Source organism: Streptomyces sp. NPDC085866, assembly GCF_044541035.1.
In the GTDB taxonomy this organism is placed as follows: domain Bacteria; phylum Actinomycetota; class Actinomycetes; order Streptomycetales; family Streptomycetaceae; genus Streptomyces.
Genome location: NZ_JBITSQ010000012.1, coordinates 15,948 through 40,900 on the forward strand (window position 1 = coordinate 15,948; position 24,953 = coordinate 40,900).

General features: G+C 69.8%; 27 protein-coding genes. 9 read left to right on the forward strand and 18 right to left on the reverse strand.

Going from position 1 to position 24,953, the window contains the following annotated elements; genetic code table 11:
* Positions 1 to 25: 25 nt before the first annotated feature.
* Positions 26 to 484 (forward strand): RrF2 family transcriptional regulator, encoded by a 459-nt coding sequence (locus ACIF83_RS29005; RefSeq protein ID WP_393465499.1) that lies wholly within the window; start codon positions 26 to 28, stop codon positions 482 to 484.
* A 178-nt stretch (positions 485 to 662) separates the two neighbouring features.
* Entirely contained in the window at positions 663 to 1,310 is a 648-nt protein-coding gene (locus tag ACIF83_RS29010; protein WP_393465502.1) for a DUF4360 domain-containing protein, read from the forward strand.
* Positions 1,311 to 1,347: 37 nt separating this feature from the next.
* On the opposite strand, the gene ACIF83_RS29015 is transcribed toward ACIF83_RS29010, so the two are convergent.
* Entirely contained in the window at positions 1,348 to 1,953 is a 606-nt protein-coding gene (locus ACIF83_RS29015; protein WP_399731254.1) for a CGNR zinc finger domain-containing protein, read from the reverse strand.
* Positions 1,954 to 2,062: 109 nt separating this feature from the next.
* Between ACIF83_RS29015 and ACIF83_RS29020 the strand changes: the two genes are divergently transcribed.
* Positions 2,063 to 2,800: a metallophosphoesterase gene (locus tag ACIF83_RS29020; protein ID WP_399731257.1), complete on the forward strand. Its 738-nt coding sequence runs from the start codon at positions 2,063 to 2,065 to the stop codon at positions 2,798 to 2,800.
* A gap of 12 nt (positions 2,801 to 2,812) precedes the next feature.
* On the opposite strand, the gene ACIF83_RS29025 is transcribed toward ACIF83_RS29020, so the two are convergent.
* Genes ACIF83_RS29025 through ACIF83_RS29035 form a run of 3 tightly spaced genes read right to left on the reverse strand, consistent with a single transcriptional unit; the run spans position 2,813 to position 4,586 of the window.
* Positions 2,813 to 3,574: a hypothetical protein gene (locus ACIF83_RS29025; protein WP_399731260.1), complete on the reverse strand. Its 762-nt coding sequence runs from the start codon at positions 3,572 to 3,574 to the stop codon at positions 2,813 to 2,815.
* Positions 3,571 to 3,762 carry a DUF397 domain-containing protein gene (locus ACIF83_RS29030; RefSeq protein WP_399731263.1) on the reverse strand — a complete coding sequence of 64 codons (192 nt, stop codon included), beginning with the start codon at positions 3,760 to 3,762 and terminating at the stop codon, positions 3,571 to 3,573. The genes ACIF83_RS29025 and ACIF83_RS29030 overlap by 4 nt, the downstream gene beginning before the upstream one ends.
* Positions 3,759 to 4,586 (reverse strand): Scr1 family TA system antitoxin-like transcriptional regulator, encoded by an 828-nt coding sequence (locus ACIF83_RS29035; RefSeq protein WP_399731689.1) that lies wholly within the window; start codon positions 4,584 to 4,586, stop codon positions 3,759 to 3,761. Before ACIF83_RS29035 ends, ACIF83_RS29030 begins: the two co-directional genes overlap by 4 nt.
* Positions 4,587 to 4,715: 129 nt before the next feature.
* Between ACIF83_RS29035 and ACIF83_RS29040 the strand changes: the two genes are divergently transcribed.
* Entirely contained in the window at positions 4,716 to 5,150 is a 435-nt protein-coding gene (locus ACIF83_RS29040) for an ATP-binding protein (protein ID WP_391336288.1), read from the forward strand.
* Positions 5,151 to 5,171: 21 nt separating this feature from the next.
* On the opposite strand, the gene ACIF83_RS29045 is transcribed toward ACIF83_RS29040, so the two are convergent.
* The 4 genes from ACIF83_RS29045 to ACIF83_RS29060 all read right to left on the reverse strand — a co-directional run bounded on the left by ACIF83_RS29045 (position 5,172) and on the right by ACIF83_RS29060 (position 8,509).
* Entirely contained in the window at positions 5,172 to 6,377 is a 1,206-nt protein-coding gene (locus ACIF83_RS29045) for an alpha/beta hydrolase family protein (RefSeq protein ID WP_399731266.1), read from the reverse strand.
* Positions 6,378 to 6,479: 102 nt separating this feature from the next.
* Positions 6,480 to 6,818, reverse strand: a complete 339-nt coding sequence (locus tag ACIF83_RS29050) for a winged helix-turn-helix domain-containing protein (protein WP_393465519.1) — start codon at positions 6,816 to 6,818, stop codon at positions 6,480 to 6,482.
* The gene (locus ACIF83_RS29055; RefSeq protein WP_399731269.1) at positions 6,815 to 7,570 is read right to left on the reverse strand and encodes a hypothetical protein; all 756 of its coding nucleotides are present in this window, start codon (positions 7,568 to 7,570) and stop codon (positions 6,815 to 6,817) included. The genes ACIF83_RS29050 and ACIF83_RS29055 overlap by 4 nt, the downstream gene beginning before the upstream one ends.
* A 162-nt stretch (positions 7,571 to 7,732) precedes the next feature.
* On the reverse strand, positions 7,733 to 8,509 hold the full coding sequence (locus tag ACIF83_RS29060) for an intradiol ring-cleavage dioxygenase (RefSeq protein ID WP_399731272.1): 777 nt from the start codon (positions 8,507 to 8,509) through the stop codon (positions 7,733 to 7,735).
* A 185-nt stretch (positions 8,510 to 8,694) separates the two neighbouring features.
* On the opposite strand from ACIF83_RS29060, the gene ACIF83_RS29065 reads away from it, so the two are divergent.
* Genes ACIF83_RS29065 through ACIF83_RS29075 form a run of 3 tightly spaced genes read left to right on the forward strand, consistent with a single transcriptional unit; the run spans position 8,695 to position 10,384 of the window.
* Entirely contained in the window at positions 8,695 to 9,651 is a 957-nt protein-coding gene (locus tag ACIF83_RS29065) for an arabinan endo-1,5-alpha-L-arabinosidase (RefSeq protein WP_393465527.1), read from the forward strand.
* Entirely contained in the window at positions 9,633 to 10,175 is a 543-nt protein-coding gene (locus ACIF83_RS29070; RefSeq protein ID WP_399731275.1) for a hypothetical protein, read from the forward strand. The genes ACIF83_RS29065 and ACIF83_RS29070 overlap by 19 nt, the downstream gene beginning before the upstream one ends.
* Before the next feature lie 14 nt (positions 10,176 to 10,189).
* On the forward strand, positions 10,190 to 10,384 hold the full coding sequence (locus ACIF83_RS29075) for a hypothetical protein (RefSeq protein ID WP_399731278.1): 195 nt from the start codon (positions 10,190 to 10,192) through the stop codon (positions 10,382 to 10,384).
* A 6-nt stretch (positions 10,385 to 10,390) separates the two neighbouring features.
* On the opposite strand, the gene ACIF83_RS29080 is transcribed toward ACIF83_RS29075, so the two are convergent.
* From ACIF83_RS29080 to ACIF83_RS29115, 8 genes are all read right to left on the reverse strand, one after another.
* Positions 10,391 to 12,100, reverse strand: a complete 1,710-nt coding sequence (locus tag ACIF83_RS29080) for an aminotransferase class I/II-fold pyridoxal phosphate-dependent enzyme (protein WP_399731281.1) — start codon at positions 12,098 to 12,100, stop codon at positions 10,391 to 10,393.
* A gap of 102 nt (positions 12,101 to 12,202) precedes the next feature.
* Positions 12,203 to 13,357, reverse strand: a complete 1,155-nt coding sequence (locus ACIF83_RS29085; RefSeq protein ID WP_393465536.1) for an aldose epimerase family protein — start codon at positions 13,355 to 13,357, stop codon at positions 12,203 to 12,205.
* Positions 13,358 to 13,414: 57 nt separating this feature from the next.
* The gene (gene mmsB / locus ACIF83_RS29090; RefSeq protein WP_393465538.1) at positions 13,415 to 14,659 is read right to left on the reverse strand and encodes a multiple monosaccharide ABC transporter permease; all 1,245 of its coding nucleotides are present in this window, start codon (positions 14,657 to 14,659) and stop codon (positions 13,415 to 13,417) included.
* Complete coding sequence (gene mmsA, locus ACIF83_RS29095; protein ID WP_398137344.1) at positions 14,656 to 16,206, reverse strand: multiple monosaccharide ABC transporter ATP-binding protein; 1,551 nt, start codon at positions 16,204 to 16,206, stop codon at positions 14,656 to 14,658. The genes mmsB and mmsA overlap by 4 nt, the downstream gene beginning before the upstream one ends.
* 44 nt (positions 16,207 to 16,250) lie before the next feature.
* Positions 16,251 to 17,360, reverse strand: coding sequence for a multiple monosaccharide ABC transporter substrate-binding protein (gene chvE, locus ACIF83_RS29100; RefSeq protein WP_393465544.1), 1,110 nt, complete (start codon positions 17,358 to 17,360; stop codon positions 16,251 to 16,253).
* Positions 17,361 to 17,396: 36 nt separating this feature from the next.
* Positions 17,397 to 18,365, reverse strand: coding sequence for a hypothetical protein (locus ACIF83_RS29105; protein ID WP_398137342.1), 969 nt, complete (start codon positions 18,363 to 18,365; stop codon positions 17,397 to 17,399).
* Positions 18,366 to 18,478: 113 nt separating this feature from the next.
* Positions 18,479 to 19,429 carry a zinc-binding dehydrogenase gene (locus tag ACIF83_RS29110; RefSeq protein WP_399731692.1) on the reverse strand — a complete coding sequence of 317 codons (951 nt, stop codon included), beginning with the start codon at positions 19,427 to 19,429 and terminating at the stop codon, positions 18,479 to 18,481.
* 50 nt (positions 19,430 to 19,479) lie between these two features.
* Entirely contained in the window at positions 19,480 to 20,637 is a 1,158-nt protein-coding gene (locus ACIF83_RS29115) for a mandelate racemase/muconate lactonizing enzyme family protein (protein WP_399731287.1), read from the reverse strand.
* 201 nt (positions 20,638 to 20,838) lie between these two features.
* Here ACIF83_RS29115 and ACIF83_RS29120 point away from each other — a divergent pair, with 201 nt between their 5' ends.
* Positions 20,839 to 21,846 carry a hypothetical protein gene (locus tag ACIF83_RS29120; RefSeq protein WP_399731290.1) on the forward strand — a complete coding sequence of 336 codons (1,008 nt, stop codon included), beginning with the start codon at positions 20,839 to 20,841 and terminating at the stop codon, positions 21,844 to 21,846.
* A 247-nt stretch (positions 21,847 to 22,093) separates the two neighbouring features.
* Entirely contained in the window at positions 22,094 to 23,251 is a 1,158-nt protein-coding gene (locus ACIF83_RS29125; protein ID WP_393465557.1) for a serine hydrolase domain-containing protein, read from the forward strand.
* A gap of 148 nt (positions 23,252 to 23,399) precedes the next feature.
* Here ACIF83_RS29125 and ACIF83_RS29130 read toward each other — a convergent pair whose 3' ends face one another.
* Positions 23,400 to 23,819 (reverse strand): organic hydroperoxide resistance protein, encoded by a 420-nt coding sequence (locus ACIF83_RS29130; RefSeq protein ID WP_399731293.1) that lies wholly within the window; start codon positions 23,817 to 23,819, stop codon positions 23,400 to 23,402.
* Between the two features lie 108 nt (positions 23,820 to 23,927).
* On the reverse strand, positions 23,928 to 24,926 hold the full coding sequence (locus tag ACIF83_RS29135) for an NADP-dependent oxidoreductase (protein WP_393465562.1): 999 nt from the start codon (positions 24,924 to 24,926) through the stop codon (positions 23,928 to 23,930).
* Between the last annotated feature and the right edge of the window lie 27 nt (positions 24,927 to 24,953).

Below are 24,953 nucleotides of genomic sequence, written 5' to 3' on the forward strand. Positions count from 1 at the left end.
TGGAGATACGCCCCACAATGGACCCATGAGGATCTCGGCGCGGGCGGATTACGCGGTACGGGCGGTGCTGGAGCTGGCCGTACGGGAGGGTGACACGCCGATGAAGGCCGAGGAAATCGCCGCTGTACAGGACATTCCGCACAAGTTCTTGGAGGGCATCCTGGGTGATCTCAGGCGTGCCGGAATCGTCGACAGCCGACGCGGCGGAGGTGGCGGCTACCGGCTGGCCCGGGCCGCGGCCGCGATCACTGTGGCGGACGTCATCCGGGCGGTGGACGGCCCGATCGTGTCGGTACGCGGAGAACGTCCGACGGACCTGTCCTACACGGGCACCGCCCAGCCGCTGCTGCCGCTGTGGATCGCCCTCCGCGCCAACGTCCGCCGCATCCTGGAGGGCGTCACGATCGCCGACCTCGCGGCGGACGCGCTGCCGGGACCGGTACGGGCACTGGCGGCGGAGCCGGCGGCGTGGGAGAACCCGTAGCCCGCCGAGCGGCGTGTGAACGGTCCGAAGTGAATGGCCGGAGTTCGCCCTGCCGGGGCGGAGCGGGGCTTCCTACGATTCCCTCGCCTCCCCTTCCTTCACAGGTTCCACACAGCTTCTTCAAGGTTGAACGGACGGACCGGAGGCCGAAACCCCCCACTCGACAACTGGAGAAAGCATGGCTGGTGGACTCCTCCTGAGCGGTGCCGTAGCCGCTCTTCTCACCACCGCGATACCCGCTTCGACCTCCTCCCCCGTCTTCGACGACCCGCCCCCGGACAAGATCGTCATCGACGTGGCCACGGTGAACGGCTCCGGCTGTCCCGCGGGTACGGCCGCCGTGGCCGTCTCCCCGGACAACACCGCCTTCACGGTGACCTACAGCAACTACCTCGCCCAGGCCGGCGGCAACTCCGACCCCACGGCCTTCCGCAAGAACTGCCAGCTCAACCTGGTCGTGCACGTCCCGCAGGGCTTCACCTACGCCGTCGCCAGCGCGGACTACCGGGGCTTCCTCTCGCTCCAGCCGGGCGCGTCGGGCACGCAGAAGGCGTCGTACTACTTCCAGGGCTCCCCGAACACCGCGGCCAAGACCCACCCCTTCAGCGGCCCCTACAACGACGACTGGCAGGCCACCGACAGCACCGACTGGTCCCAGTTGGTCTGGGCCCCCTGTGGAGTCCTGCGCAACTTCAACATCAACACCGAGCTGCGGGTGACCGCGGGCAGCACGCCGAGCAAGGTGAGCTTCATGACGATGGACTCGACCGACGGGGACATCAGCACCGTGTACCACTTCGCGTGGAAGCACTGCCCGGGCTCGTAGCCGGGCGTGACGCGTGACCGCGTCGTCCGGACGGTGCTCACGTACGCGTCTCGGAGGCGCGGTGACGCTGGTAGTGCCGGGCGGCGCGGGCGCGGTTGCCGCAGGACGGCTTGCACCACTCCTGGCGGCCGTGCGTCTTGAGGAAGTACCGGACACAGCGGGGGGCCGTGCAGGCCCGTAGGTTGTCGCGCTGCGGACCGGTCAGGAAGTCGATCGCCGCGTGCGCGAGCACGGCCGCCGGCCCGGTCGGCGCGTCCGGCTCGGCCGATCGGAAGCGCAGCTGTGCGGGGCCATCGTGGGGCCAGTCGAGGTGCGGGACGACCCCGCGCCGGGAGGCGGCGGCATTGAGCCGGGCGACGGCCTCATCGGCGGGCAGCAGCCGGTGCGTGTCCGCGGGACTCGGAGGCGCGGGGCTCACCACCCGGGCGAACAGGGCGCGCACGGCCTCGCGTACGGCCACGACTTCGCGTCTGGTCTCTTCGTCGGTGGCGAAGTCCGGCCGGCTGCCGTAGCGGCCGAGCAGGTCGGCCTGCGCGTCGACCCAGGTGGCGAGGCCCTGCGTGGTGGACAGGTCGTCCGCCACTCCGCCCTGCCCGTCGTGGCGGATCGTGCCGGCCAACTCCAGGGCCAGATAACGCTCCATGCGACCTCCCTCCTCCGGTGCCCCTTGATCACATTACCTTCCCTGCCCTACGGTCTCTAACGGAAAACGACGCGTTTTCCGTTCGGTAGTAGCAGGAGGGGAACGAACCTTGGTTGTTCTGGCTCAGATCAGCGACCTCCATCTCGACGGCACCGAGCGCGCGACCGAGCGCGCCACCCGAGTCATGGACTACCTCGCCGGCCGGGAGCGGCCCGTGGACGCGGTGCTGGTCACCGGGGACATCGCCGATCACGGCGCGGAGAGCGAGTACGAGCAGGCGGCGGGCATTCTCACCGGACCGTTCCCGGTCCTGACCTGCCCCGGGAACCACGACGTGCGCCAGGCCTACCGGAAGGCCCTCCTGCGCGAGCCCGCATCGGACGGCCCCGTCAACCGTCTGCACCACGTGGCCGGTACGGCGATCCTCATGTGCGACGCCACCATCCCGGGCCGGGACGAAGGACTCCTCGCCCCGGAGACCGTCGAGTGGCTGGCCTCGGCGCTCGACGGCCTGGACGACGACATCCCGGCCCTGATCGCCTTCCACCAGCCGCCGGTCCGTCTGCACCACCCGCTCCCGGACGACAGCCGCCTGCAGCAGCCCGAGGACCTGGCCGAACTGCTGGCCGCGCACCCCCAGGTCGTAGCCGTCCTCACCGGCCACGCGCACACCGCGGCGGCCTCCACCTTCGCCGGCCGCCCGCTGCTGGTCGCTCCCGCGATCACCTGGAACCTGCGCCTGCCCTGGGAAGCCGGGGAGCCGGTCGCGGACCAGCCGCCCGGCATCGCCTTCCACATCCTGGACGACGAGCGGCGCCTGACGACCCACTACCGCGTCGTGCCGTAACGCCGGCAGCGCCTAGTTCGCGTCCGGGGCGTCGTACTCGCGGGACACCACCTCGACCCGCCCTGTGGCCGGGTCGGACCGTACGGTGTCCAGGCCCATGCGCTCCAACTCGGCGATGGTGGCAGCGTGCTCGGTGGTGTTCAGCGGGAGCATGGCCACCTGGGGGCTGCCGTCGCCGAGCACCACCTCCCCGCCGAGCAGCGTCTCCATCAGCCGGTGCGCGGAGGCCGACGGCAGCGGCTCGTCGACGGCCACGTGCAGCATCAGGTGCTCGAAGCCGGTGTCCACGCGACGCGCCTGCGACACCCAGACCGTACGGACGGGCGGGAACTCCCGTATCCGCCGGGCCAGGGCATCTCGCAGCGCCACGGCGACGGGATGCGTCGACCAGGTGAGCCTCAGCTGCTGCCCGCCGGCCTGCTGACCGCGCTCACGCATCGTCCGGTACAGCAACGGCATCGGTACGCGAGCCCAGTTGGCGGTGGAGAAGAGCGCAAGGACGCCGACGCCGGTCTGCTGGGCGATGTCCATCAGCCGCAGGGCGTCGCAGTGGACCGCGCCGAAGGCCTGAGGGAGCTTTTCGACGCGGCACGCTTCGCTGACGTAGCCGGGGAGGGCGGGGCTGCCGTCCTCGTTCCGAAGGAACATCACCGACCCGTTCGCCTGCACGGGCACGAAGACGCCGTGGTCGGCGAGGGCGGCGAGCAGTTGCTCCGCCTCGGTCGCTGCGGCGCCGCGGTCGAGGATGTCGGCGAGTGCCGTGTTGCCGGTCATGCCCGTCGCTTCGCGGCGTACGTGAGGAAGTCGGCCCAGGTGGTGGGGGAGAGGGCCAGCTGGGGGCCCTGCTTGTCCTTCGAGTCGCGGATGTGGATGGTGGTGAGAGTGTGGGCCACCTCGATGCAGTTATCGCCGGAACCGCTGCTGTAGCTGCTCTTGAACCATGCCAGTTCGGAGGTGCTCATAGGTCTCCTCGCATCCGTTGCAACAGGCTCACGGAGTCCCGGATGGTGAGAGCCTGTGAACGCATCCTGGCATACCGACTCTGAAGCACGCTGATCACCTTTGGGTCGGCGATGAACTGTCCGCTCTCCTGCCCCTCGCTGTACGCGAACCACTTGTGCTGCGGGTTCTCCAGTAACGAAATGGGCCCGTGCAGCCCTGCGTGCGACGCCTGGACGAGTGGCATGATCTGGACCTCTACGTTGCGTAGTTGAGCCATATCGAGCACGTGGTCGATGGCTTCACGCGTCACCTCCACCCCGCCGGTGCGTCGCAGGAACACCTGCTCCTCGATGATGAAGTTGAAGGCGGTGTTCGGTCGCTCGCACAGCAGGCGCTGACGCTCAGCCCGAGCGGTCCAGCTGGCCTCGATCTGCTCGTCGCTCAGTGGTGGCAGCTCGTCGGTGAACAGCTGCCTTGCGAATGCCTCCGTCTGCAACAGTCCGGGAAGCATTCGGCATTCGTAGTTGAAGAGGTTGATCGCCGTCTTCTCCTGCTCGGCCCACCGCCGAAACCAGGACGCCAACCCCGGCTGCCGCTCCAGAAACCCCGCTGCCCTCCTCAAAGCCCCGGTGTTCCCCAGCACCTCCTCGGCGGCCTCCACGAAGTCCGCATCCGGCATCCGCCTTCCCAACTCCACCGATGCGACAGTGTGCTTCGAGAAGCCCACATGCCGGCCCAGATCCTCCCTGCTCAACTGGTGATACTCGCGAAGCGCCTGCACCACCGCCCCGAACGTCCGCATGCTGTCCGAAGACTCCGGCTCGCCCACCCGCCCGTCGACCACCACGGTCACCTCCCGCGCCCATGGTCACGGCCAGTGACGAGTACTGTCCAGTCCGTCACCGCGTACGCTCGCGGAGCGTACGCGCGCCGCACCTGGTGAAGCCCTGTTCGCACGCCCCACATTGGGCTCATGCTCACCCAACGCCTCAGCCCGACTCCCCGCGGCGCCCGCCTGGCCAGGCACCTCGCCCTCGCTCAACTCGACGCCTGGGGGATCCCGCACGGCACCGACACCGCCGACGCCGTGGCGGGGATCGTCGCCGAGCTGGCCGCCAACGCCGTGATCCACGGGCGCGTACCCGGTCGGGACTTCGAGCTGCGGCTCTCCCTGCTCCCCGGGCGGGTGCGGGTCGAGGTGACCGACACGCGGGCCGAACGCCGCCCGCCCGGCCCCCGGGACGTGTGCGAGCCCGCGCCGCTCGCCGAGGCGGGGCGCGGGCTCGTGCTGGTCGACGCGTTGGCGGATCGGTGGGACGTGGTGGACCGCGACCCGCCGGGGAAGACCGTACGGGCCGAGGTCGACCTGCCGCTGCCTCGGCGTAAGTCGATCACTATGAGTGTTTGACCCTCCTGGCGGTCCGACGCTTCACGGGATGAACTTCACCTCTGGGAAGGCCGCGCTCGGGCCGTCCAGCAGATGCCCCCCGCGGTGCCGCAGGTGCAGGTCGAAGAACGCGAGCGGGTAGGCCTGTTGGATCCGTACCGCCCGGGCCGGATCGAGGGTGCCGATCATGTCCTGGATCTGCTGGTCGGTCATGCCGAGGATCTTGCCCGCTTGCGGGATCAGTGTCGCGTTGTCGCCGTATGAGGGGTGGATGGCCCCGTCTGCCTGGATGTCGAGCCGCCAGCCGCGAAGGTGTGTCCAGAACTCGGCGACGTCCGGCATGGCGGCCCGGGTGAACGAGGCGGTCATCATCATGAACGGCCGGTTCAGGTCGGCGGTGATGGTCGGCTGCATCGGGCCGTCGAGGCTGAGCCCGGCGTGGACGCGCTGGTCGGCGAGCATGGTGAGCGCGGTGGCGGTGCCGCCCTTCGACCAGCCGAACGCGCCGATGCGCTGCGGGTCGAGAGCGCCGAGCAGGCCCCGGGGCAGTGGCTTGCCGTCGACGTCGGGGTTGCGCCCGGCGGCAAGGTCCTCGACGACGTCGAGCACGAACCGGATGTCCGTGGCGAAGTCCCGTGGCCTCAGGAACGGCGGGACCTCTGCCGGGACGGTGAGCCGGCCGTCGGGGAATTCGCTGAACGCGTCGTACGTGTGGTCGACGGTGACCACGGCGTAGCCGTGGCTGGCGAGTTCCTGGACCATGATGGTGCGGTCGCCGCGGTGGCTGCCCGAGCCGTGCGAGTACACGATGACGGGCAGGCGGTGGCCGGCCCGGTGCACGGGCGCGCCCAGCTGCGCGGCGGTGAGCGGGCCGAGGGCGGGGTCGAGGGGGAATCCGACGTCGGCCAGGAGCGCCCGCAACGCGCCCTCGGTCATCCAGGGGGCGCGCGGCAGGTCATCGGCCTCGCGTGCGGGGTACCAGACGCCGGCCATCAACTCGCGGTGATGCCCGGGGCCGGCCACGGGATCCGGGCGTGAGGTGTCGACGAGGTGGAGCGGCACCGTGCCCACAGGGTGCGGCCCGGTGGGCCTGGGCAGCATGAGTCGAGACGAGCCGGAGGCGGTCGGAGCCGCCCACGCCTGGCGCGCTGCGCCGATCGGCACGGCGGCCCCGACCCCTGCCGCCAGCGCGACTGCGAGCATGTGACGGCGCGTCAAGTCCGTCTTGGTGACCGATGTGATGGTCACGGGTCCTCCCCGGTTTCTTGGACGGTGTTCGGCGTGCTGTCCGGGTTCGCCGGACGTCGGCGGGAGCCGCTCACGGCTCACCACGGTGTGCAGGAGTCCGGATCAGGACTCCGGGGCCGAGCTGCCTTGCTCGATCTGGTGGATGAGCCGCTTGAGCTGGGCGACCTCGTCCTGCAGGGCGCGGTCGCCGGCCGGGGTGAGGGAGAGCCAGGTGCGGGCACGTTTGCCCTCGTAGCCCTTCTCGATGTCGACCAGTCCGGCCTTCTCCAGGACGGCCAGGTGCTGGCTGAGATTTCCGGCGGTGAGGCCGAGGGCCGTGCGCAGGAAGCCGAACTCGACCCGGCGCGCCTGGTGGGCGACGGTGAGGATGCCGAGGCGGACGCGCTGGTGGACGACGTCGTCCAGTGCGGTGACGGGGTGCGGATCGGGCTGATCGGTCATGAGGCGTCGCGCCGGCGGGACAGCTCGGCCAGGCCGAAACCGAGCGCGCCGAGCAGGAGCAGCACGCCGGGGACGCCGAAGCGGGGCACGGCGGACCAGGGCGAGGTGAAGGGGATCCCCGACCAGCCGGTGGTGAGCGGTACCAGCTCGACGGCCAGGTACACCGCGGTGAGCAGCAGCAGGGTGCGGCTGCGTTCCACCCAGGCCAGCACCAGTAGCGGCAGCCCGACGGCTGTGGTGTTCCCGGTGAGTCGCACGAGGAACATCGTCACCCCGGAGGTGGGGTCGAGGTGCAGGCCCCACAAGTCGATCGGGGCGCCGGGCCGGGGCATCCCCTGACGGATGCTCCAGATCTCGGTGGCGGTGACCAGGCCGACCAGAGCGATCCCGGTGAGGATGTACGGCCGCACCGGGGTGCCGACTCCGCGGTTGCGGGAGCGGCGGATGTAGAAGTACGCCGTCGCGGTGTAGGCGAGGGCGAGTCCGAGGGGCCAGTAGACCGGCGAGCCCTGCGTGACCTGCGTGACCACGGTGCAGCCGGGGCCTGCCGCGGGGGCGGTCGCCGGGCAGGGAGCGGTCTCGACCTTGAAGGTGAAGCGACTGACCAGGATCCCGCCCAGCGTGAGCACGCCGAGCAGCAGGAGGGGGAACCATGCGCCGCGCTGGGCGGTGCGGACCTTGCGGGTCAACTCGCCCAGGCCGGCCAGGACTTCGTGAGGAGTGCCCGACGACGGCACCGAAGCATCTGTCATGCAGTCAGCTTTGCATCACAAACTAGTTGTGGCAAGAGATCTGTGTGTATCCAAGATCGGGTCCGGGGGAACCGGCGAGCTGCGGCGCCGCGAGATCCCTTGGAGCCGGGCCCAGCCCGGCTGGGCCCGGCTCCAAGGGGCTGTCGTTTCAGGGGCCTCCGGTCAGCCGGACACGCCCAGCGTGAGGGTGCCGGTGTAGCCGGACGAGGCCGAGCTGCCCAGGGCGGTGAGGGTCAGCAGGCCGGAGGAGGCGCCGCCGCCGTCGTAGACGGAGTCCTGGGAGAGGGTGGTGCGGGTGACGGTGCTGGTCGAGTACGGGGAGACCTTCGCCACCGCCGTCGTGATCGTCTCGCTGAAGAAGAGCTGGCCGGTGTGGAGGGTGGAGCCGCCGGTGAAGGAGCCGTCGGAGGTGAGTGTGACGCCGGTGTGGACCTTCACATGGATGTGGATGCAGCGGCCCCGGTACCAACCCGGGTAGATCGTGGTGATGTCGGCGACGCCACTGGAGTTGGTGAGGACGCCACCGCGCAGGAAGGTGCCGTCGTCCGACTCGTGGTGGCCGTTGTTGCCGACGTAGCCGGAGTACTCGCCGAGCGCGTCGGCGTGCCAGATCTCCACCAGGGCGTTGTCGATCGGGGTGCAGGCGGTGTTGACGACGGTCAGGGCGAGCTTGAGCGGGACACCCGCTTTGCCTTCGGTGATGTCGCAGCGGACGAGCGCTCCGCCGAGGTAGTAGGGGCCTTCGGTCATCTCCTTCGTGAGGGTGCAGACGGCCGCCGCGGCGGCCGCCGCGGCGGCCGGCGCGGTGTCGGGGGTGCGGGTGGCCGCGGGGGCCTGCTGGGCCGTCGCGGCACCCACGGTCAGAGCGGCGGCCGTGGTGCCGGTGGCGATCAGTACGGTGCGGCGCCCGACCGGGCGGGCATCTGAGTGTTCTGTCATGGACACGGCACCGTAGAAACGCTTGCTGTCCGCAGGCTGTCAGTCGGGTAAAGCGACGGGTCGTCAAGATGCCTGATGAGACAGGAGGGTTGATGCGAGAACTGTTGACTCGCAAACCATTCGATTCTACGGTCCGTCCGAATTGCCGATCGGAGTTCGATATATCGAATAGAGAGGAGACTGGAATGAAGCGCACCGCACTCCTCGCCGTCCCCGCCGCGATCCTGCTCGCCCTCGTCCCGAGCAGCGCGTCGGCGTATCCCAACCCCGGCGCGGTCACCGGCGACGTCGTAGTCCATGACCCCACCATGATCCGTACCTCCGCCGGCCGCTACCTGCTCTACTCCACCGGTGGCGGACTGGCCTACAGGACCTCCACCGACCGCATCTCCTTCACCGCCGGCTCCGACGCCTTCTCCGCCGAGCCGAGCTGGTGGTCGTCGTACGCCACCGAGGCCTGGGCGCCGGACATCTCGTACCACGGCGGCAAGTACCTCATGTACTACGCGGTCTCCACGTTCGGCTCCAACAAGTCGGCGATCGGACTGGCCGGTTCGACGACGGGCCTGCCGGGCTCCTGGACCGACTACGGCGCCGTCTACACCTCCACCACCTCCAGCGACTACAACGCCATCGACCCCAACCTCTTCGTGGACGACGACGGCAGGTGGTGGCTGTCCTTCGGCAGCTGGTGGACAGGCATCAAGATGATCCGCATCGACCCGTCCACCGGGAAGCAGTACGCCGGCGACACCACCCGGTACTCCCTCGCCTCCCGCCCGACCGGCAGCAAGGCCGTGGAAGCGCCGTACGTCGTCAAGCGGGGCGGCTACTACTACCTCTTCGCCTCCTACGACGTCTGCTGTCAGGGCACCAGCTCGACGTACAAGGTGAAGGTCGGCCGCGCCACCTCCGTCACCGGCCCCTACTACGACAAGAACGGCGTCGCGATGACCGACAACGGCGGCACCCCGGTCCTGGAGTCGCACGGCAGCGTCATCGGCCCCGGCGGCCAGTCCGTCATGAACGACACCGACGGCGACCTGATCGTCTACCACTACTACGACGGCAACGACAACGGCACCCCGAAGCTCGGCATCAACCTGCTGAACTGGAGCACGGGTTGGCCGGTGGCGTACTAGCGCCGGGCGCGCACCCGGTCCACAAGCGGCTCACCGCAGCGCTCGGTGTCGTCGCACTGTCGCTCGGCCCGGGCCTGGCCGACGCGGCCGCCGCCGAAGCTCCTGCCCCGTACCTGAACCTGCACCAGTGCCTGTACTACTCCGCCTCCGCCTCCGCCTCCGACCACTTCACCACGTTCGTGCCGAGCAGGGACGGCCGCTTCCTCGCCGGCACGAACGTCTCCGGCACGGTGGACCGCACACCCGGCTGTGGTGGCGGCGACGGGAACTTCGGCCTCGTCCCGCTCCTGTCGGGCGTCAAGACGCTGGACCTGCGCAGCGGCCGGTGCCTGAACCCGCACCAGTGCACGTACTACTCGTCCTCGGCCGACAACTACTTCAACACCGTGGTGCCGAGCAGCGACGGCCGTTTCGCCGCCGGGACCAACGTCTCCGGCACGGCGGACGCACACCCGGCTGTGGTGGCGGCGACGGAAACTACTTCCTCGTCCCCGCCCTGTCCTACGCCAGGGCACTCGACCTGACCGCGGGCGCGTACGTGAACCTGCACCAGTGCCTGTACTACTCGGCCGCGCACACCGACCACTTCACCACGGTGGCGGGCGACGGGCCGTACGCGGCCGGGTCCGAGGTGTCGGGCACCGCTGACACCACGCCCGACTGCGGCCCCGGAATCGCCGCCTACGAGCCCATCCCGCTCCTCTCGGGCGCCAAGGCCCTGCCTCTGCGCTGAGGCCTGCTAGCCCGCCTGCCCCATGCCCGCCGCGTTCGGCCAGCTCTGTGCGTTGGGCCAGCCGGTCGCAGGGGCCGGGGTCAGACCGGCCGCCGGGGTGCCCGGGGCCGTCATGCCGCGTACCTGGGCCGCCGTGAGGCCCCCACGGGCCGGAACACCCGGCGGGGTGGGACCGAGCGCGGCGGCCGGGGCCGCGACCGGGACAGGAGGAGCCGCGGGGACAGGAGCAGCGGGGACAGGCGCGGGTGCGGGTACCGGTGTCGGGTACGGCGCCGGTACGGGCACCGGAGTCGGGACAGGCGCCGGCATCGGCACCGGTGCCGGCGCCACCGGCTGCTGTACCGGTACCGGCTGGGCCGGCGCCGGCTGCTGTACCGGCATCGCTTGAGCTGCCGCCGGCATCGGCATCCCGCCGCCGGTCGGCGTTGTGGCGGCGGGGAGCGGCATGCCGGTGCCGACGGCCGGGGCGGCGCCGGTGCCGACGGCCTGCGCGGCAAGCCCCGGCATTCCGGCGCCGTTGGTCGTGCTGACCAGCCGGTCCACGGCCGCCGTACCCGAGCTGTAGCTGGTCCCTGTGCCCAGCTCGGGTACGGCGGCTCCCCTCCTGGACCCGTAGAGCACCTGCTCCAGGCCGGACACCAGGCGACGCACGTCGACCTGGGGGCGCACCACGAGTCTCAGGAAGCGGCTGGAGGAGCCGATCTTGTTGCCGCACTCGCGGACCAGGATCCGGTGCTCGGTGAGCATCCGGTCCCGGACCACCGTGCCCTCGGCTCCCACGGGGAGGCGCACGAAAAGGAAGTTGCCCTGGGAGGGATAGACCGTGAGGCCGGGCAGGGCGGAGAGCTGGCTGGCCATCTCCAGTCGATCCCGGCGCACCTGCATCAGGCTCTGCGCGTACTCGGCACCGTGCTCCTTCAGCATGAACACCACGTGCTCGGCGAAGGAGTTGAGGTTCCACTTCGGGAGCATCGAACGGACGCGGCCGGCCAGGGCCGGGTTCGCCACCAGGTAGCCGAAGCGGATGCCGTGCAGGCCGAAGTTCTTGCCGAGGCTGCGGAGCACGACCACGTTGGGCCGGAGCATGGCCTCCTGGACGACGCTCGGGTCGGCCTCCGCGTCGGCGAACTCCAGGAACGACTCGTCCACGACCACCAGGTCCAGGTCCGCCATGGCGTCCATGAACTGCACCACCGACTGCTTGCGCAGATAACCGCCGTCGGGGTTGTTCGGGTTGCAGATGACCGCCACGCGGGTGCCGCGGGCGCGGATGAACTCGGCGTACTGGGCGAGGTCCAGCGCGAAGCCGTTCGCCTCCTGGAGCGGGAACATGTCGACCCGCTTGCCGGTCTCCATCGGCTGGTCGGTCCAGCGGCCGAAGGTCGGAACGGGGATGGCCAGGGACTCGCGGACCAGGAGATGGTCGATCCAGGTGATCAGCTCCGTCGAGCCGTTGCCCATCGCCACGCACTGCGGCGGCAGCTGGAGCAGGCTGCACAACTCGGCCGTGATGGTGTCGGCGCTGCTCGGGTAGTACGTGACGATCTCGCGCAGCCGGACCGCCATGTCCTCGAACATGGCGGGAGTGGGGAAGTACGGATTGCACGGGATACAGAAGTCCACCGGGCCCGACCCGTCGCTCTCCCGCGTCAGCGCCGCCATCGAAGGGCTGTGCGCTGCGGTGTTGCGGAACAACGAGGTGACGTTGTCAGGCAAGGGAACCTCCGTCGAAGGGTGGCCCGGGCGGGGGAGCCCGGGCCACCCATGGATACGGAGGACACAGCAGTGGCGTTCAACTCACCTGCTGTGTGAGCCGCTTCACGCCGAGAACGTGTGGACCGTCGTCGTCCGGTAGGTCTGGCCCGGCCGCAGCACGGTCGACGGGAAGTTCGCGTGGTTCGGCGAGTCCGGGAAGTGCTGGGTCTCCAGGCACAGGGCGTCGCCCTGGCGGTAGGTCCGGCCGCCGGTGCCGGTCAGGGTGCCGTCGAGGAAGTTGCCGGAGTAGAACTGCAGGCCCGGCTGGTCGGTGGCGATCTTCAGGGTACGGCCGGAGCGCGGGTCGCGCAGCGTGGCGACGGGCTCGGGCTTGGCGGTGATGCCCTTGTCCAGGGCCCAGTTGTGGTCGTAGCCCTTGGCCTGCACCTGCTGCTCGTGGCCGGCGCGGATGTCGCGGCCGATCGGCTTGGCGTGCCGGAAGTCGAAGGGGGTGCCCGCGACCACGGCCAGTTCACCGGTGGGGATCAGACCCGAGTCGGTGGGGGTGTAGCGGGAGGCGGCGATGCGGAGTTCGTGGTCCTCGATGGTGCCGCTGCCCTCGCCGGCCAGGTTCCAGTAGACGTGGCTGGTGAGGTTGACGACGGTCGCCTGGTCGGTGGTGGCCTCGTAGTCGATGCGCCACTCGCCGTGCCTGGTGAGGGTGTACGTCACCGTCGCCTTGAGCGTGCCCGGGTAGCCCATCTCGCCGTCGACGCTGGTGTAGTGCAGGTGCAGGCCGACGTCGGTGCCCTTGGTGAACGGCTCCACGTCCCACACGTGCTTGTCGAAGCCCTGCTTGCCGCCGTGCAGGCTGTTCACTCCGTCGTTGACGGACAGCTGGTAGCTCTTGCCGTCGAGGGTGAACCGGCCCTTGGCGATGCGGTTGCCGTAGCGGCCGATCAGGGCGCCGAAGTACGGCGTCTTCGCCACGTAGTCGTCGATGTTGTCGAAGCCCAACGAGACGTTGGCGTAGTGGCCGTGCCGGTCGGGGATCTCCAGGCTCTGGACGACGCCGCCCCAGTTCAGGACCTTCAGCCGCGTGCCGCCGTTCTCCAGCGACCAGCGGTAGATCTTCGTGCCGTCGGCGAGCTTTCCGAAGGGTTCCCTCACCGGCTTCCTGCCTCCCGAGGCGGCCTCGGCGGTGCCTGTGCCGAGGGTGGTGGCGGCGAGGCCCGCTGCCGCGGCGCCTGCGATGACCGTGCGTCTGTTCAGTTCCATGTGCGGCTCCCGTAAAAGGAGGGGCCCCACCGGCTTTCCGGTGGGGCCCGATCTGACTTACGAACCGGACTTGCGCTTGTTCCACACGTCGAATCCGACCGCCACCAGCAGGGCGAGGCCCTTGATGACCTGCTGCCAGTCGGTGCCGACGCTGAGGAGGTTCATGCCGTTGTTCAGCACGCCGAGGACGAGACCGCCGATGATCGCGCCGAGGACGGTGCCGACACCGCCGCTCATGGACGCGCCACCGATGAACGACGAGGCGATCGCCTCGAGTTCGAAGTTGACGCCCGCCTTCGGAGAGGCCGCGTTCAGACGGGCGGCGACCACCAGACCCGCCAGGGCCGCGAGCACGCCCATGTTCAGGAAGACGTAGAAGGTGACCTTCTTGTCCTTCACGCCGGACAGCTTGGCCGCCGGCAGGTTGCCGCCGATCGCGTAGATGTGGCGGCCGAACACCGCGTTGCGCATGACGTAGCCGTAGCCGACGACCAGCGCGCCGAGGATGATCAGCACGATCGGGGCGCCCTTGTAGCTGGCGAGCAGCATCGTGAGGCTGAGGATCGCGGCGACCAGGGCGACCAGCTTCAGCAGGAAGAGCCGGGTGGGCAGCACGTCCAGCGCGAACTCCTGCTGGCGGCTGCGGTCGCGGACCTCCTGCCAGACCACGGCCACGATCAGGGCGAGCCCGAGCAGCAGGGTCAGGTTGTGGTAGTTGGTGTTCGGGCCGACCTCGGGCAGGAAGCCGTTGCCCATCTTCTGCAGGCCGTCCGGGAACGGGCCGAGGGTCTGCCCCTTGAGCAGGATCTCCGTCAGGCCGCGGAAGAGCAGCATGCCCGCGAGGGTGACGATGAACGACGGTATGCCGAGATAGGCGATCAGGAAGCCCTGGACGGAGCCCGCGGCCGCGCCGATCAGCAGGCACAGCACCAGGGCGATCGGCCACGACACGCCGTGCTGCACGGTCAGCACGGCCGCGAACGCGCCCACGAACGCCGTCAGCGAGCCGACCGACAGATCGATGTGGCCCGCGATGATGACCAGCATCATGCCGATCGCGAGGATCAGGATGTAGCTGTTCTGCAGCACCAGGTTGGAGACGTTGCGCGGCAGCAGCAGGTCCCCGTCGGTCCAGACGGTGAAGAGGACGACGATCAGGCCGAGCGCGATCAGCATGCCGTACTGGCGCATGTTGCGGCGCAGCCCGTCCAGCATCAGCTGGAGCAGACCGGCGCCGGAGGCCGATCCGCTCCTGCCCGGCGGCGCCGAGGCCGGGATCTTGTCGGTGACATCGGTGCTCATCGCGTTACCTCTTTGTCCTTCGTCATATGACGCATCAGCACTTCCTGCGTGGCCTCGGCCCGCGGCACCTCACCGGTCAGCCGTCCGGCGGCCATCGTGTAGATGCGGTCGCACATGCCGAGCAGCTCGGGCAGCTCGGAGGAGATGAAGACGACCGCCTTGCCCTGGGCGGCCAGCTGGTCGATGACCGTGTAGATCTCGTACTTGGCGCCCACGTCGATGCCGCGCGTGGGCTCGTCCAGGATCAGCACGTCCGGACCCGCGAAGATCCACTTGCTGAGGACGACCTTCTGCTGGTTGCCGCCCGACAGCTTGCCCACCGGTTCGAACACGGTCGGCGCCTTGATGTTCATGGACCTGCGGAAGCCCTCGGAGACCCGCCGCTCCTCGTGCTCGTCGACGATGCCCCGCTTGGCGACCTTCTTCAGCGCGGTCAGCGAGACGTTGCGGTTGATCGTGTCGATGAGGTTGAGGCCGTAGTGCTTGCGGTCCTCGGTGACGTACGCGATGCCGTGGCCGACCGCCTCCGCGACGGACCTCGTACGGATCTCCGTGCCGTCCTTGAGGACCGAGCCGCCCGCGTACCGGCCGTACGTCCGCCCGAACACGCTCATCGCCAGCTCGGTGCGGCCCGCGCCCATCAGGCCGGCGATGCCGACGATCTCCCCTCGGCGCACACTGATCGACACGTCGTCGACCACCGTGCGCTCCTGGTCGATCGGGTGGTGCACGGTCCAGTTGCGGATCTCCAGGGCCGGGGCCGCGTCCGGCTCGCCGTCGTACGACGTGCGCTCGGGGAAGCGGTGGTCCAGGTCGCGGCCCACCATGCCGCTGATGATCCGGTCCTCGGTCGTCTCCGGAGACTTCACATCCAGCGTCTCGATGGAATGGCCGTCGCGGATGATCGTCACCGAGTCGGCGACCTTGCGGATCTCGTTGAGCTTGTGGGAGATGATGATCGAGGTGATGCCCTGCTTCTTCAACTCCAGGATGAGACCCAGGAGTTTGTCGCTGTCCTCGTCGTTCAGCGCCGCCGTCGGCTCATCCAGGATGAGCAGCTTCACCTTCTTCGACAGCGCCTTCGCGATCTCCACCAGCTGCTGTTTGCCCACGCCGATGTCGGCGACGCGGGTCTCCGGGTGGTCGTCGAGACCGACCCGGCGCAGCAGCTCGGTGGCGTGCCGCAGGGTCTCCCTCCAGTCGACGAACCCGCCCTTGGCGTGCTCGTTGCCGAGGAAGATGTTCTCCGCCAGGGAGAGGTACGGCGACAGCGCCAGTTCCTGGTGGATGATGACGATGCCGTGCTGCTCGCTCGCCCTGATGTCCCTGAAGCGGCAGACTTCTCCCTCGAAGAGGATGTCGCCCTCGTACGTGCCGTGCGGATGGACGCCGGAGAGCACCTTCATCAAGGTGGACTTGCCGGCGCCGTTCTCGCCGCAGATGGCGTGGACCTCGCCCTGCCGGACGGTCAGGGTGACGTCCGACAGCGCCTTGACACCGGGAAAGGTCTTGACGATCGAGCGCATTTCCAGGACGGGTCCCGCCATGGTCGTGCCTTCCAATCAGTGAGGTTCGGCCGGGTTCGTCTGGATTACTTGAGTTCGGCGTCCGTGTAGTAGCCGCCCTTGACCAGCACGTCCTCGTAGTTGGACTTGTCGACGCTCACCGGCTGGAGCAGGTAGGCCGGGACGACCTTGGTGCCGTTGTTGTACGTCTTGGTGTCGTTGACCTGCGGCTTCTTGCCCTTGAGTGCGTCGTCGACCATGGTCGCGGCGACCTTGGCGAGCTGACGGGTGTCCTTGTAGACCGTCTGGGTCTGCTCGCCGGCGATGATCGACTTCACCGAGGCCAGCTCGGCGTCCTGGCCGGTGATGACGGGCAGCGGCTGGCTCTTTGAGCCGTAGCCGTCCGACTTGAGCGCGGCGAGGATGCCGATGGAGATGCCGTCGTACGGCGAGAGCACCGCGTCGACCTTGCCGGACTTGTAGGAGGAGGTGAGGATGTCCTCCATGCGCTTCTGCGCGGTCGCGCCGTCCCAGCGCAGGGTGGTGACCTTGTTGAGCGCGGTCTGGCCGGACTTGACCACCAGCTGCTTCTTGTCGATGTACGGCTGGAGCACGCTCATCGCGCCACCGAAGAAGTACTTGGTGTTGTTGTCGTCGTTCGAGCCGGCGAACAGCTCGATGTTGAACGGGCCCTTCTTGCCGCTGTCCAGGCCGAGCTTGTGCACGATGTACGTGCCCTGCAGTACGCCGACCTTGGTGTTGTCGAACGAGGCGTAGTAGTCGACGTTCTTGGTGCCGAGGATCAGACGGTCGTAGGCGATGACCGGGATGTCGGCGTCCGCGGCCTCCTGGAGTACGTTGTTGAGGGACTTGTTGTCGATGGCCGCGACGATCAGGCCCTTGACGCCCTGCGTGATCAGGTTCTCGATCTGGGAGACCTGGGTGTCCGGGTCGTCCTCGCCGTAGACCAGCTTGGTCTTGTAGCCGGCCGCCTGGAGGTTCTTGACGACGTTGTTGCCGTCGTTGATCCAGCGCTCGGAGGACTTGGTCGGCATGGCGATGCCGATGGTGCCGCCCTTGGCGCTGCCCTTCTCCTCCTTGCTGCCGCCCTCGCCGCTCTGGCCGCAGGCGGACAGGGTGAGGGCGAGGGAGGCGGCTCCGGCTATCGCGGTGAGAGCGGCTCTGCGGTTGCGCATGTGATCAGTCCTTGTTCGTCTCGTCGTTGAGAGGGGTCACGCGTTGCTGGGGAAGCGGTTGAGCGGGCCGGGCAGGCGGGAGCCGAGCGGCGCCATGTCGCCGTCCGCGCCGTGCCGGGCGAGCAGGTCGAGGGCGAGCCGGCCGCGCCGCACCCGCTCCCGGGCGGTGTCCAGGGTCACGTCCCGCAGATGGGTGCCCCACGGGTAGATGCCGGGAGCCTTGGACAGGCCGAACTTCAGGTAGAGCGGTGCGCCGCGCCGGATCAGCTCGGCGACCTCGTACATCCGCACATAGCCGCCGAGGTCGTCGGGAGCTTCGATGTACATGTCCATGGGGGCGCCGGACACCCGGCGGATCTCGGTGAGGTGATCCAGCGTCAGATCGCTGGGCACGTTGACGGAGTCGGCCCCCAGCCCCTCGTACACCGCATACGAGGCGGGGTTGACCGGTCCGATCAGTGCCGAGACCTTCAGGGTGGTGTCGGCCGGGATGATGCCCGCCTCGCGGGCCCGGTGCAGGGTCCACAGCACGCCCTCGTCGGCGACGAGGAGGCACTTGACGCCCAGTTCGGTGGCGCGGACGGCGTCCTCGACACAGCCGGCGACGGCGTCGTGGCCGCGGGCGCGCAGTCCGGCCCCCCGCGAGTCGGAGCGCACCGAGCCGCCGATGTCCCAGGTGCCGCGCGGGCCGGTGAACAGGCAGAGTTCGATGTCGCGTTCGCCGGTCGCGTCGACCATCTCGGTGATCTCGGCGTCGGTCAGCATCCACACGCCGCTGCCCTGGCTGATCCGGTGGATCGGCACGTCGAGGCGGGAGGCCTCCTTCAGTACGACCGCCAGCGCCTCGGGACCCTCGCACGAGGGGATCTCGGTGCGCCAGCGACCGCCGCCCGGGAAGCTGTGGGCCGAGGTGTCGGCGGGGTCGAGGGCGGGCGCGCCCAGGCCGAGTGCGGCGAGCACCTGCTCGCCGGGCCTGCGGGCTGCCGGGGCGGAAGCGTCGGTCACAAGCTGTCCTTCGTGTTCGGTATTTCGGACAAGGTTCGCGGCTCTGGGTAGAAAAAGGCCTTGGTGGTACGCCGGTCGGGGCGCCGTCAGGTCGCGCCCCGACCGGCGTACGGTCAGGGACGGAGCAGCACCTTGCCCACCTTCGGATCGCCGGCTCCCACCAACTCGATGGCGCGCGGGAACTCGGTCAGCGGCAGCTCGTGCGTGACCAGCGGCAGCGGGTCCAGCAGCCCGGCGCCGAACACCCGCACGGTGTGCGCCCAGGCGTCCGGCGGCGCCCCGAAGACGGTGTGCACCTCCAGCTGGCGTACGACGAGATCGGTCGGGTCGAGCCCGTCGGCGCCCGGCGCCGGGATGCCCGTCAGGACCAGGCGTCCGCCGCGCCTGAGCAGGGAGGCGGCGGTGCGCGCGGCGGACGCGGACCCGGCGGTCTCGATCACGACGTCGAAGTCGTCGGGCAGTGGCCGGTCCCTGAGCCGGAAGTCGGTCGCCCCGAACTGCCGGGAGAGTGCCTCCCGGTCGTTCCGGGTGCCCACGACGAGCAGCTCCACCGGCGAGATGGCCTTCAGGAACTGCACGGCGAACATCCCGAGCGTCCCCGTGCCGACCACCGCGACCCGCTCGCCCGGCTGGGCCTTCGCCTTCAGTGCGGCGGCCGCGACGCACGCGGCGGGCTCCAGCAGGGCGGCGGCGGTGAGGTCGGCGTCGTCCGGCAGCGGGTGCAGCAGCCGGGCGGGCAGGGTGAGCGTGGCGGCCATGGCACCCGGCTGGGTGAATCCGGTCTCCTCGTACCCGGCCGTGCACAGCGTGGTCTCGCCCGCGTGGCAGCGGTCGCACACCTGGCAGTTGCGGAAGCCCTCGCCGACGACCTTGCGGCCGACCAGGCTCGCCGGCACGCCCGCACCCACCGCGCGCACGGTCCCCGACCACTCGTGGCCGGGCGTGAGCGGGTAACGCACGTACCCCTCGGGCCGGTTGCCCTGGTACACCTCGCGGTCGCTGCCGCAGATGCCCACCGCGTGCACGGCGACCAGCGCCTCGCCGGGACCGGGATCGCGGGGCATGTGCTCCTCGACCCGGTGTGCGCCCGGCGCCTCGATCAGGACCTGGGAACTCACTTCGAGTCCTTCGGCCTGCGCTGCTCCCAGCCCTCGGCCCACAGGTCGAACCGGGCCTGCTGCTGCGGGAACTCGGCGGCCGCGGCGGTGTCCAGCTCGACGCCGAGACCGGGCTTGTCGGAGAGGTGGAAGTAGCCGTCCACGACCTCCGGCGCCCCCTTGACCACCTTCTTGATCTCCGCGTCCGCGAAGTCGTTGAAGTGCTCCAGGATCTTGAAGTTCGGGGAGGTGAAGCCGACTTGGAGCGAGGCGGCGGTCAGCACGGACCCGCCCACGTTGTGCGGGGCGACCAGCATGTAGTGGGTCTCGGCGGTGGCGGCCAGCTTCCGGGTCTCCCAGATGCCGCCGATGTGGCCGACGTCGGGCTGGAGGATGTCCGCGGCCTGGCTCTCGAACAGCTCGCGGAACTCGATCCGGTCGTGGATGCGTTCACCGGTGGCGACCGGGATGTCCACCTTGGCGGCGACCTTCTCCAGCGCCTTCAGGTTCTCCGGCGGCACCGGCTCCTCCAGCCAGGCCGGCTTGAACGGCGCCAGCTCGTGGGCGAGCCGGACGGCGGTGGCGGGGGAGAAGCGGCCGTGCATCTCCAGCATCAGCTCGGCGTCCGGACCGATGGCGTCGCGCACGGCCTCGATGAGCGACACGGCGTACAGGGTCTGCTCGTGGTCCAGCTCGAAGTGCCCGGTGCCGAACGGGTCGATCTTGAGCGCCTTGTACCCGCGCTCCATCACCCCCTGGGCGGCCTTGTGGTACGCCTCGGGCGTTCGCTCGGTCGTGTACCACCCGTTGGCGTACGCCTTGACCTTGTCGGTGACCTTGCCGCCCAGCAGCTGCCACACCGGTACGCCGAGGGCCTTGCCCTTGATGTCCCAGCAGGCCATCTCGACGACCGCGATGCCGGACATGACGATCTCGCCCGCCCGGCCGTAGTCGCCGTACTTCATGCGGCGGACGAGGTCCTCGACAGCGAACGGGTCCGATCCGAGAATGTGGTTGGCCTCGGCCTCCCGTAGATAGCCGATCAGCGCGTCGGTGTGACCGAGCATCCGGGTCTCGCCGACTCCCGTGATCCCTTCGTCGGTGTGCACCTGGACGTAGGTCAGGTTGCGCCAGGGCGTCCCGACCACGTGTGTGCTGATTCCGGTGATACGCACGGCAGTTGCCCCTCAGCTGTTCGAGATTTCGTCACACGTTCGAAATGCTGGCGTGACAGTAAGGATGGCGCGGTAGGGGTGTCAATGGGTCGAACGGGTAACGGTTTCGACAAGACTTTCGAGAACCTTTTCGGTCCCGCACGAAACCTTCACAGTCGCGCCTAGGAACGTGACCGGCGGGGAATCTAGTCTTCCGGCGTCATGGACTTCTGCCACCCGTGCCAACGGCACCTCAACGGCGCCCTGGCCTGCCCCGGGTGCGGGGCGCCGGCGCCCTCTCTCGCCGCGCGCGCGGACGCGCCCGTCGCGCACGGACACGGGGGTGCGACGGCGAGTCCGTACGGTCAGGAAACCTTCACGAGTGCAGCGGCCCAGCACTACGCCGGACAGGCCGCCTACTACCCCCACGAGGCCCCGCGCGTGCCCACGCAGTTCGGCGCCGCGGAGGCCGCGGACGCGTACGCGTCCGCGGGCCCGGACGGGTACGCGTACGACGGAGCGGACAGCCGCACCGGCTCGCACGACTACGCCGAACAGGACTTCCCCGACGACGCTCATGACGAGGCACAGGGCGACGCCGATGACGCCCCCGGCGAGCCCGGGGGCCGTGCCGCCCGGCGGCAGTCGCGCGGCCGGGGCCGCGGTGGAGCCACGGGCGGCGGCGAGGCGGACAGCGGCCCAGGCGCCGCCGACGCCAGCCGTCGCGATCGCAAGGCCGCCGCGCACCGGCGCCGTCGTCGCCGTACCGTGCTGATCGCCGCCGGCCTCGTGCTGGCGGCCGGCGGCCTCAGCGTCGCCGAACTCGGCACCGACGCCCCCTTCTCCCCCTTCTCCAGCGACGAGCCGGCGACGTCCGCGGACACGTCGGCGGACGGCGGTACCTCCTCCGCGTCCCCGGACCGGACGGCGAACCCCCTCGACGACGTCTCGGGCGCCGCGGGGAAGGCGGGCGCCTCCGCCTCCGCGGACGCCTCGGCCTCGGCCTCCGCCTCCAAGTCACCGAAGGACAAGGCCTCCAAGTCCCCGTCCGCCACGGATCAGGCGGAGCAGTCGGCCACGTCGGGCGCGGGCGGGCCGAGCGCGGCGCCGACCGCCCCGGCCACCTCCCGGCCGACGTCCACTCCCACGGCCGACCCGACGACCTCGGACCCGACTCCGCTGCCGTCGCCGACGAAGACGTGCAACCGCTTCCTGTGGTGGTGCACGTAGGCGGCCGCTTCCCGGCGCGCCGCACCGCCGACCCCTCCTTCGATCCCTCACCGGGATCCCCCCTGTCACGTACCACCCCGTGCCATCGGCCATCCGGGGTATCGACGACACCAACCCGCCTTCCGGGCGGTTGAGTCGGACAGGTACATCTCGCCGTACACGATCCAGGGAACGCGCGACGGCGGAACGGGCGTTGTGCACAGGGGGGGCAGCGAGCAGCGAGCAGCAGCTCAGTGGAGGAGAGCGGATGACGCAGGAGATCACCGTGCACGGCACGGTCGCCGAAGGATTCGAAGCGGTGCGCGAGGAGTTCGCCGCCTTCGTCGCCGCGGAGCGGGACGACTACGAGGGCCAGTTGTGCGCCTACGTCCACGGCCGGCGGGTCGTCGACCTGTGGGCGGGCGAGGGCGCCGACGGGGACTCGCTGTACGGCGTGTTCTCGTCCACCAAGGGCGCCGCCCATCTCGTCGCCGCCCTGCTCGTGCAGGACGGCACGCTGGAGCTGGACCGCAAAGTCACCTACTACTGGCCGGAGTTCGGCGCCGAGGGCAAGGGCGCGCTGACCCTGCGCGACGTCCTCGCGCACCGCGCCGGCCTGGTCGGCACCGACACCGGCTTCAGCGCGGCCGAGCTGGCCGACGACCGTGCGCTGGCCGAACGCCTCGCCGACCAGCGCCCGTTCTGGCGGCCGGGCACGGCCTTCGGCTACCACGCGCTGGTGATCGGCGCGCTGACCGGCGAGGTGGTCCGGCGGGCGACGGGCCGCACGATCCAGGAGCTGTACGAGGAGCGGGTGCGCGCCCCCTACGCCCTGGACTTCCACCTGGGCCTGCCGGTCTCCCGCGAGCCCCGCTTCCGTACGGTCCAGCCGATGCTGCCGACCCCCGAGCAGCAGGCGGTGCTCGACGCGCTGCCGTCCGGACCGCACAGCCTCTCCGCGATCGCCTTCAACCGGCACGCGCCCGAGCCGACCGACCTGGTCGCCCTGCCGAACGAGCGCGGCGTCCGCGCCAAGGGCCCGGCTTCGGTCGGCGGTGTCGCCTCGGCGCGCGGCCTGGCCGGGATGTACGCGGCGATGATCAGCGAGATCGACGGCAAGGCGCCGCTGCTGAAGGAGGACACGGTCGCGGAGTTCGGCCAGCTGCACTCCGTCGGGTACGACCTGGTGGCCCGCACCCACAAGTCGTACGGCCTCGGCTTCCAGGCCACGGCCGACACCTGGTACCCGTTCCTGGGCGCCGGCGCGATCGGCCACAGCGGAGCAGCAGGTTCCCAGGCCTTCGCGGACCCCCGCAGCGGCCTGGCCTACGGCTACACGCGCCGACGGTTCGCTTTCCCGGGAGGGGCGGCCCCAGAAAACGAAAGGTTCGTGGCGACGACACACCGGGCAGCGCCAACTACCTAAGGGGCGCGGGGAACTGCGCGACCAGCCACGACGCACCCGCACCCGAACTCTCACCGCACCCGGCAGACGCCACCCGCGCCAAAGCCGGCGCAGCGCAGCCGCACCCCACGTCCAAGGATGCGGCTGCCGTTGTACGCAACGACGGTTCTCAGACCAGCGTCACGGTGATGTTGCCACGCGTCGCCTTCGAGTAGGGGCACATCTGGTGCGCCTTCTCGATCAGCTCCCGCGCGGTACTCTCCTCGACGTTCGGGATGTTCGCGGAGATCTCCACGATGATCCCGAACCCCTCCTCGTTCCGCCCGATCCCCACCTTCGCGGTGACGGTCGAGCCGGAGACGTCGGCGCCCTCCTGCCGGGCGACCACGCCGAGCGCGCCCTGGAAGCAGGCGCTGTACCCGGCGGCGAACAGCTGCTCGGGGTTGGTGCCGGCGCCGTTGCCGCCCATCTCCTTGGGCGGGTTCACGACGACGTCGAGCTTGCCGTCGTCGGTGGCGACCCGGCCGTCGCGGCCGTTTTCCGCGGTGGCGACGGCGGTGTACAGGACGTCGGACTGCTGGATGGGCATGCGGTTGTCTTCCTCCTCGGTCCGCCGTGACTCGCGCCCACGATCGACGGCAGATTTCGGAAAGAAGTTACCGCATGCCGGAAAGCTCAGGCCAGGGGTCAGGGCTTGTCAGAGCTTGACGATCATCTTGCCGGTGTTGTCGCCGCGCAGGACCCCGAGGAACGCCTCCAGGTTGTTCTCGATGCCCTCGACGACGGTCTCGCGGTACTTCAGCTGCCCGGAGGCCACCCAGGGGCCGACCTCGGCCACGAACTGCGGCTGCAGGTCGTAGTGGTCGCCGACCAGGAAGCCCTCGATGCGGCCGCGGGTCTGGATCAGCCGGGTGAGGTTCCTCGGGCCGGGGGCGGGCTCGGTGTTGTTGTAGACGGAGATCATGCCGCAGACCGCGATCCGGCCGCCCTGGTTGAGCGAGCCGATGGCCGCCTCCAAGTGGTCGCCGCCGACGTTGTCGAAGTAGACGTCGATGCCGTCGGGAGCGGCTTCGCGCAGCTGCTCGGCCACCGGGCCGTTCTTGTAGTTGAAGGCGGCGTCGAAGCCGTACTCCTCCACCAGCAGCTTGACCTTCTCGTCGGAGCCGGCCGAGCCGATGACCCGCGAGGCGCCCTTGAGCTTGGCGATCTGCCCGACCTGGCTGCCCACGGCACCCGCGGCGCCGGACACGAACACGACATCGCCCTCCTTGAAGGAGGCGGTGCGCAGCAGGCCGGCGTAGGCGGTCAGGCCGGTCATGCCGAGCACGCCGAGGTACGTCGACAGCGGTGCGGCCGCGGGGTCGACCTTGACGGCGTGCTGCGCATCGAAGGCCGCGTACTCCCGCCAGCCGAAGAAGTGCAGGAGGTGGTCGCCGACCGCGATGCCCTCGGCGTTGGAGGCGACGACCTCGCCGACCGCGCCGCCCTGCATGACCTTGCCCAGCTCGAAGGGGGCGGCGTACGACTTCGCGGCACTCATCCGGCCGCGCATGTACGGGTCCACGGAGAGGTACTTGTTCCGTACCAGAACCTGGCCCTCACCCGGCGTCGGGACCTCCGTCTCGACCAGGGCGAAGTCCTCGGGCTTCGGCCAGCCGACCGGGCGGCTGAGCAGGTGCCATTCGCGGTTGATCATGACAGTGCCTTTCAGATTTACTTCAGT

Coding starts and splice junctions, on each gene's coding strand:
- mmsB (WP_393465538.1), bottom strand. CDS start 14,659: ATGAGCACCGATGTCACCGACAAGATCCCGGCCTCGGCGCCGCCGGGC.
- ACIF83_RS29005 (WP_393465499.1), top strand. CDS start 26: ATGAGGATCTCGGCGCGGGCGGATTACGCGGTACGGGCGGTGCTGGAG.
- ACIF83_RS29120 (WP_399731290.1), top strand. CDS start 20,839: ATGGACTTCTGCCACCCGTGCCAACGGCACCTCAACGGCGCCCTGGCC.
- ACIF83_RS29065 (WP_393465527.1), top strand. CDS start 8,695: ATGAAGCGCACCGCACTCCTCGCCGTCCCCGCCGCGATCCTGCTCGCC.
- ACIF83_RS29085 (WP_393465536.1), bottom strand. CDS start 13,357: ATGGAACTGAACAGACGCACGGTCATCGCAGGCGCCGCGGCAGCGGGC.
- ACIF83_RS29135 (WP_393465562.1), bottom strand. CDS start 24,926: ATGATCAACCGCGAATGGCACCTGCTCAGCCGCCCGGTCGGCTGGCCG.
- ACIF83_RS29110 (WP_399731692.1), bottom strand. CDS start 19,429: ATGCCCCGCGATCCCGGTCCCGGCGAGGCGCTGGTCGCCGTGCACGCG.
- ACIF83_RS29010 (WP_393465502.1), top strand. CDS start 663: ATGGCTGGTGGACTCCTCCTGAGCGGTGCCGTAGCCGCTCTTCTCACC.
- ACIF83_RS29025 (WP_399731260.1), bottom strand. CDS start 3,574: ATGACCGGCAACACGGCACTCGCCGACATCCTCGACCGCGGCGCCGCA.
- ACIF83_RS29040 (WP_391336288.1), top strand. CDS start 4,716: ATGCTCACCCAACGCCTCAGCCCGACTCCCCGCGGCGCCCGCCTGGCC.
- ACIF83_RS29030 (WP_399731263.1), bottom strand. CDS start 3,762: ATGAGCACCTCCGAACTGGCATGGTTCAAGAGCAGCTACAGCAGCGGT.
- ACIF83_RS29050 (WP_393465519.1), bottom strand. CDS start 6,818: ATGACCGATCAGCCCGATCCGCACCCCGTCACCGCACTGGACGACGTC.
- ACIF83_RS29060 (WP_399731272.1), bottom strand. CDS start 8,509: ATGACAGAACACTCAGATGCCCGCCCGGTCGGGCGCCGCACCGTACTG.
- ACIF83_RS29125 (WP_393465557.1), top strand. CDS start 22,094: ATGACGCAGGAGATCACCGTGCACGGCACGGTCGCCGAAGGATTCGAA.
- mmsA (WP_398137344.1), bottom strand. CDS start 16,206: ATGGCGGGACCCGTCCTGGAAATGCGCTCGATCGTCAAGACCTTTCCC.
- ACIF83_RS29015 (WP_399731254.1), bottom strand. CDS start 1,953: ATGGAGCGTTATCTGGCCCTGGAGTTGGCCGGCACGATCCGCCACGAC.
- chvE (WP_393465544.1), bottom strand. CDS start 17,360: ATGCGCAACCGCAGAGCCGCTCTCACCGCGATAGCCGGAGCCGCCTCC.
- ACIF83_RS29055 (WP_399731269.1), bottom strand. CDS start 7,570: ATGACAGATGCTTCGGTGCCGTCGTCGGGCACTCCTCACGAAGTCCTG.
- ACIF83_RS29130 (WP_399731293.1), bottom strand. CDS start 23,819: ATGCCCATCCAGCAGTCCGACGTCCTGTACACCGCCGTCGCCACCGCG.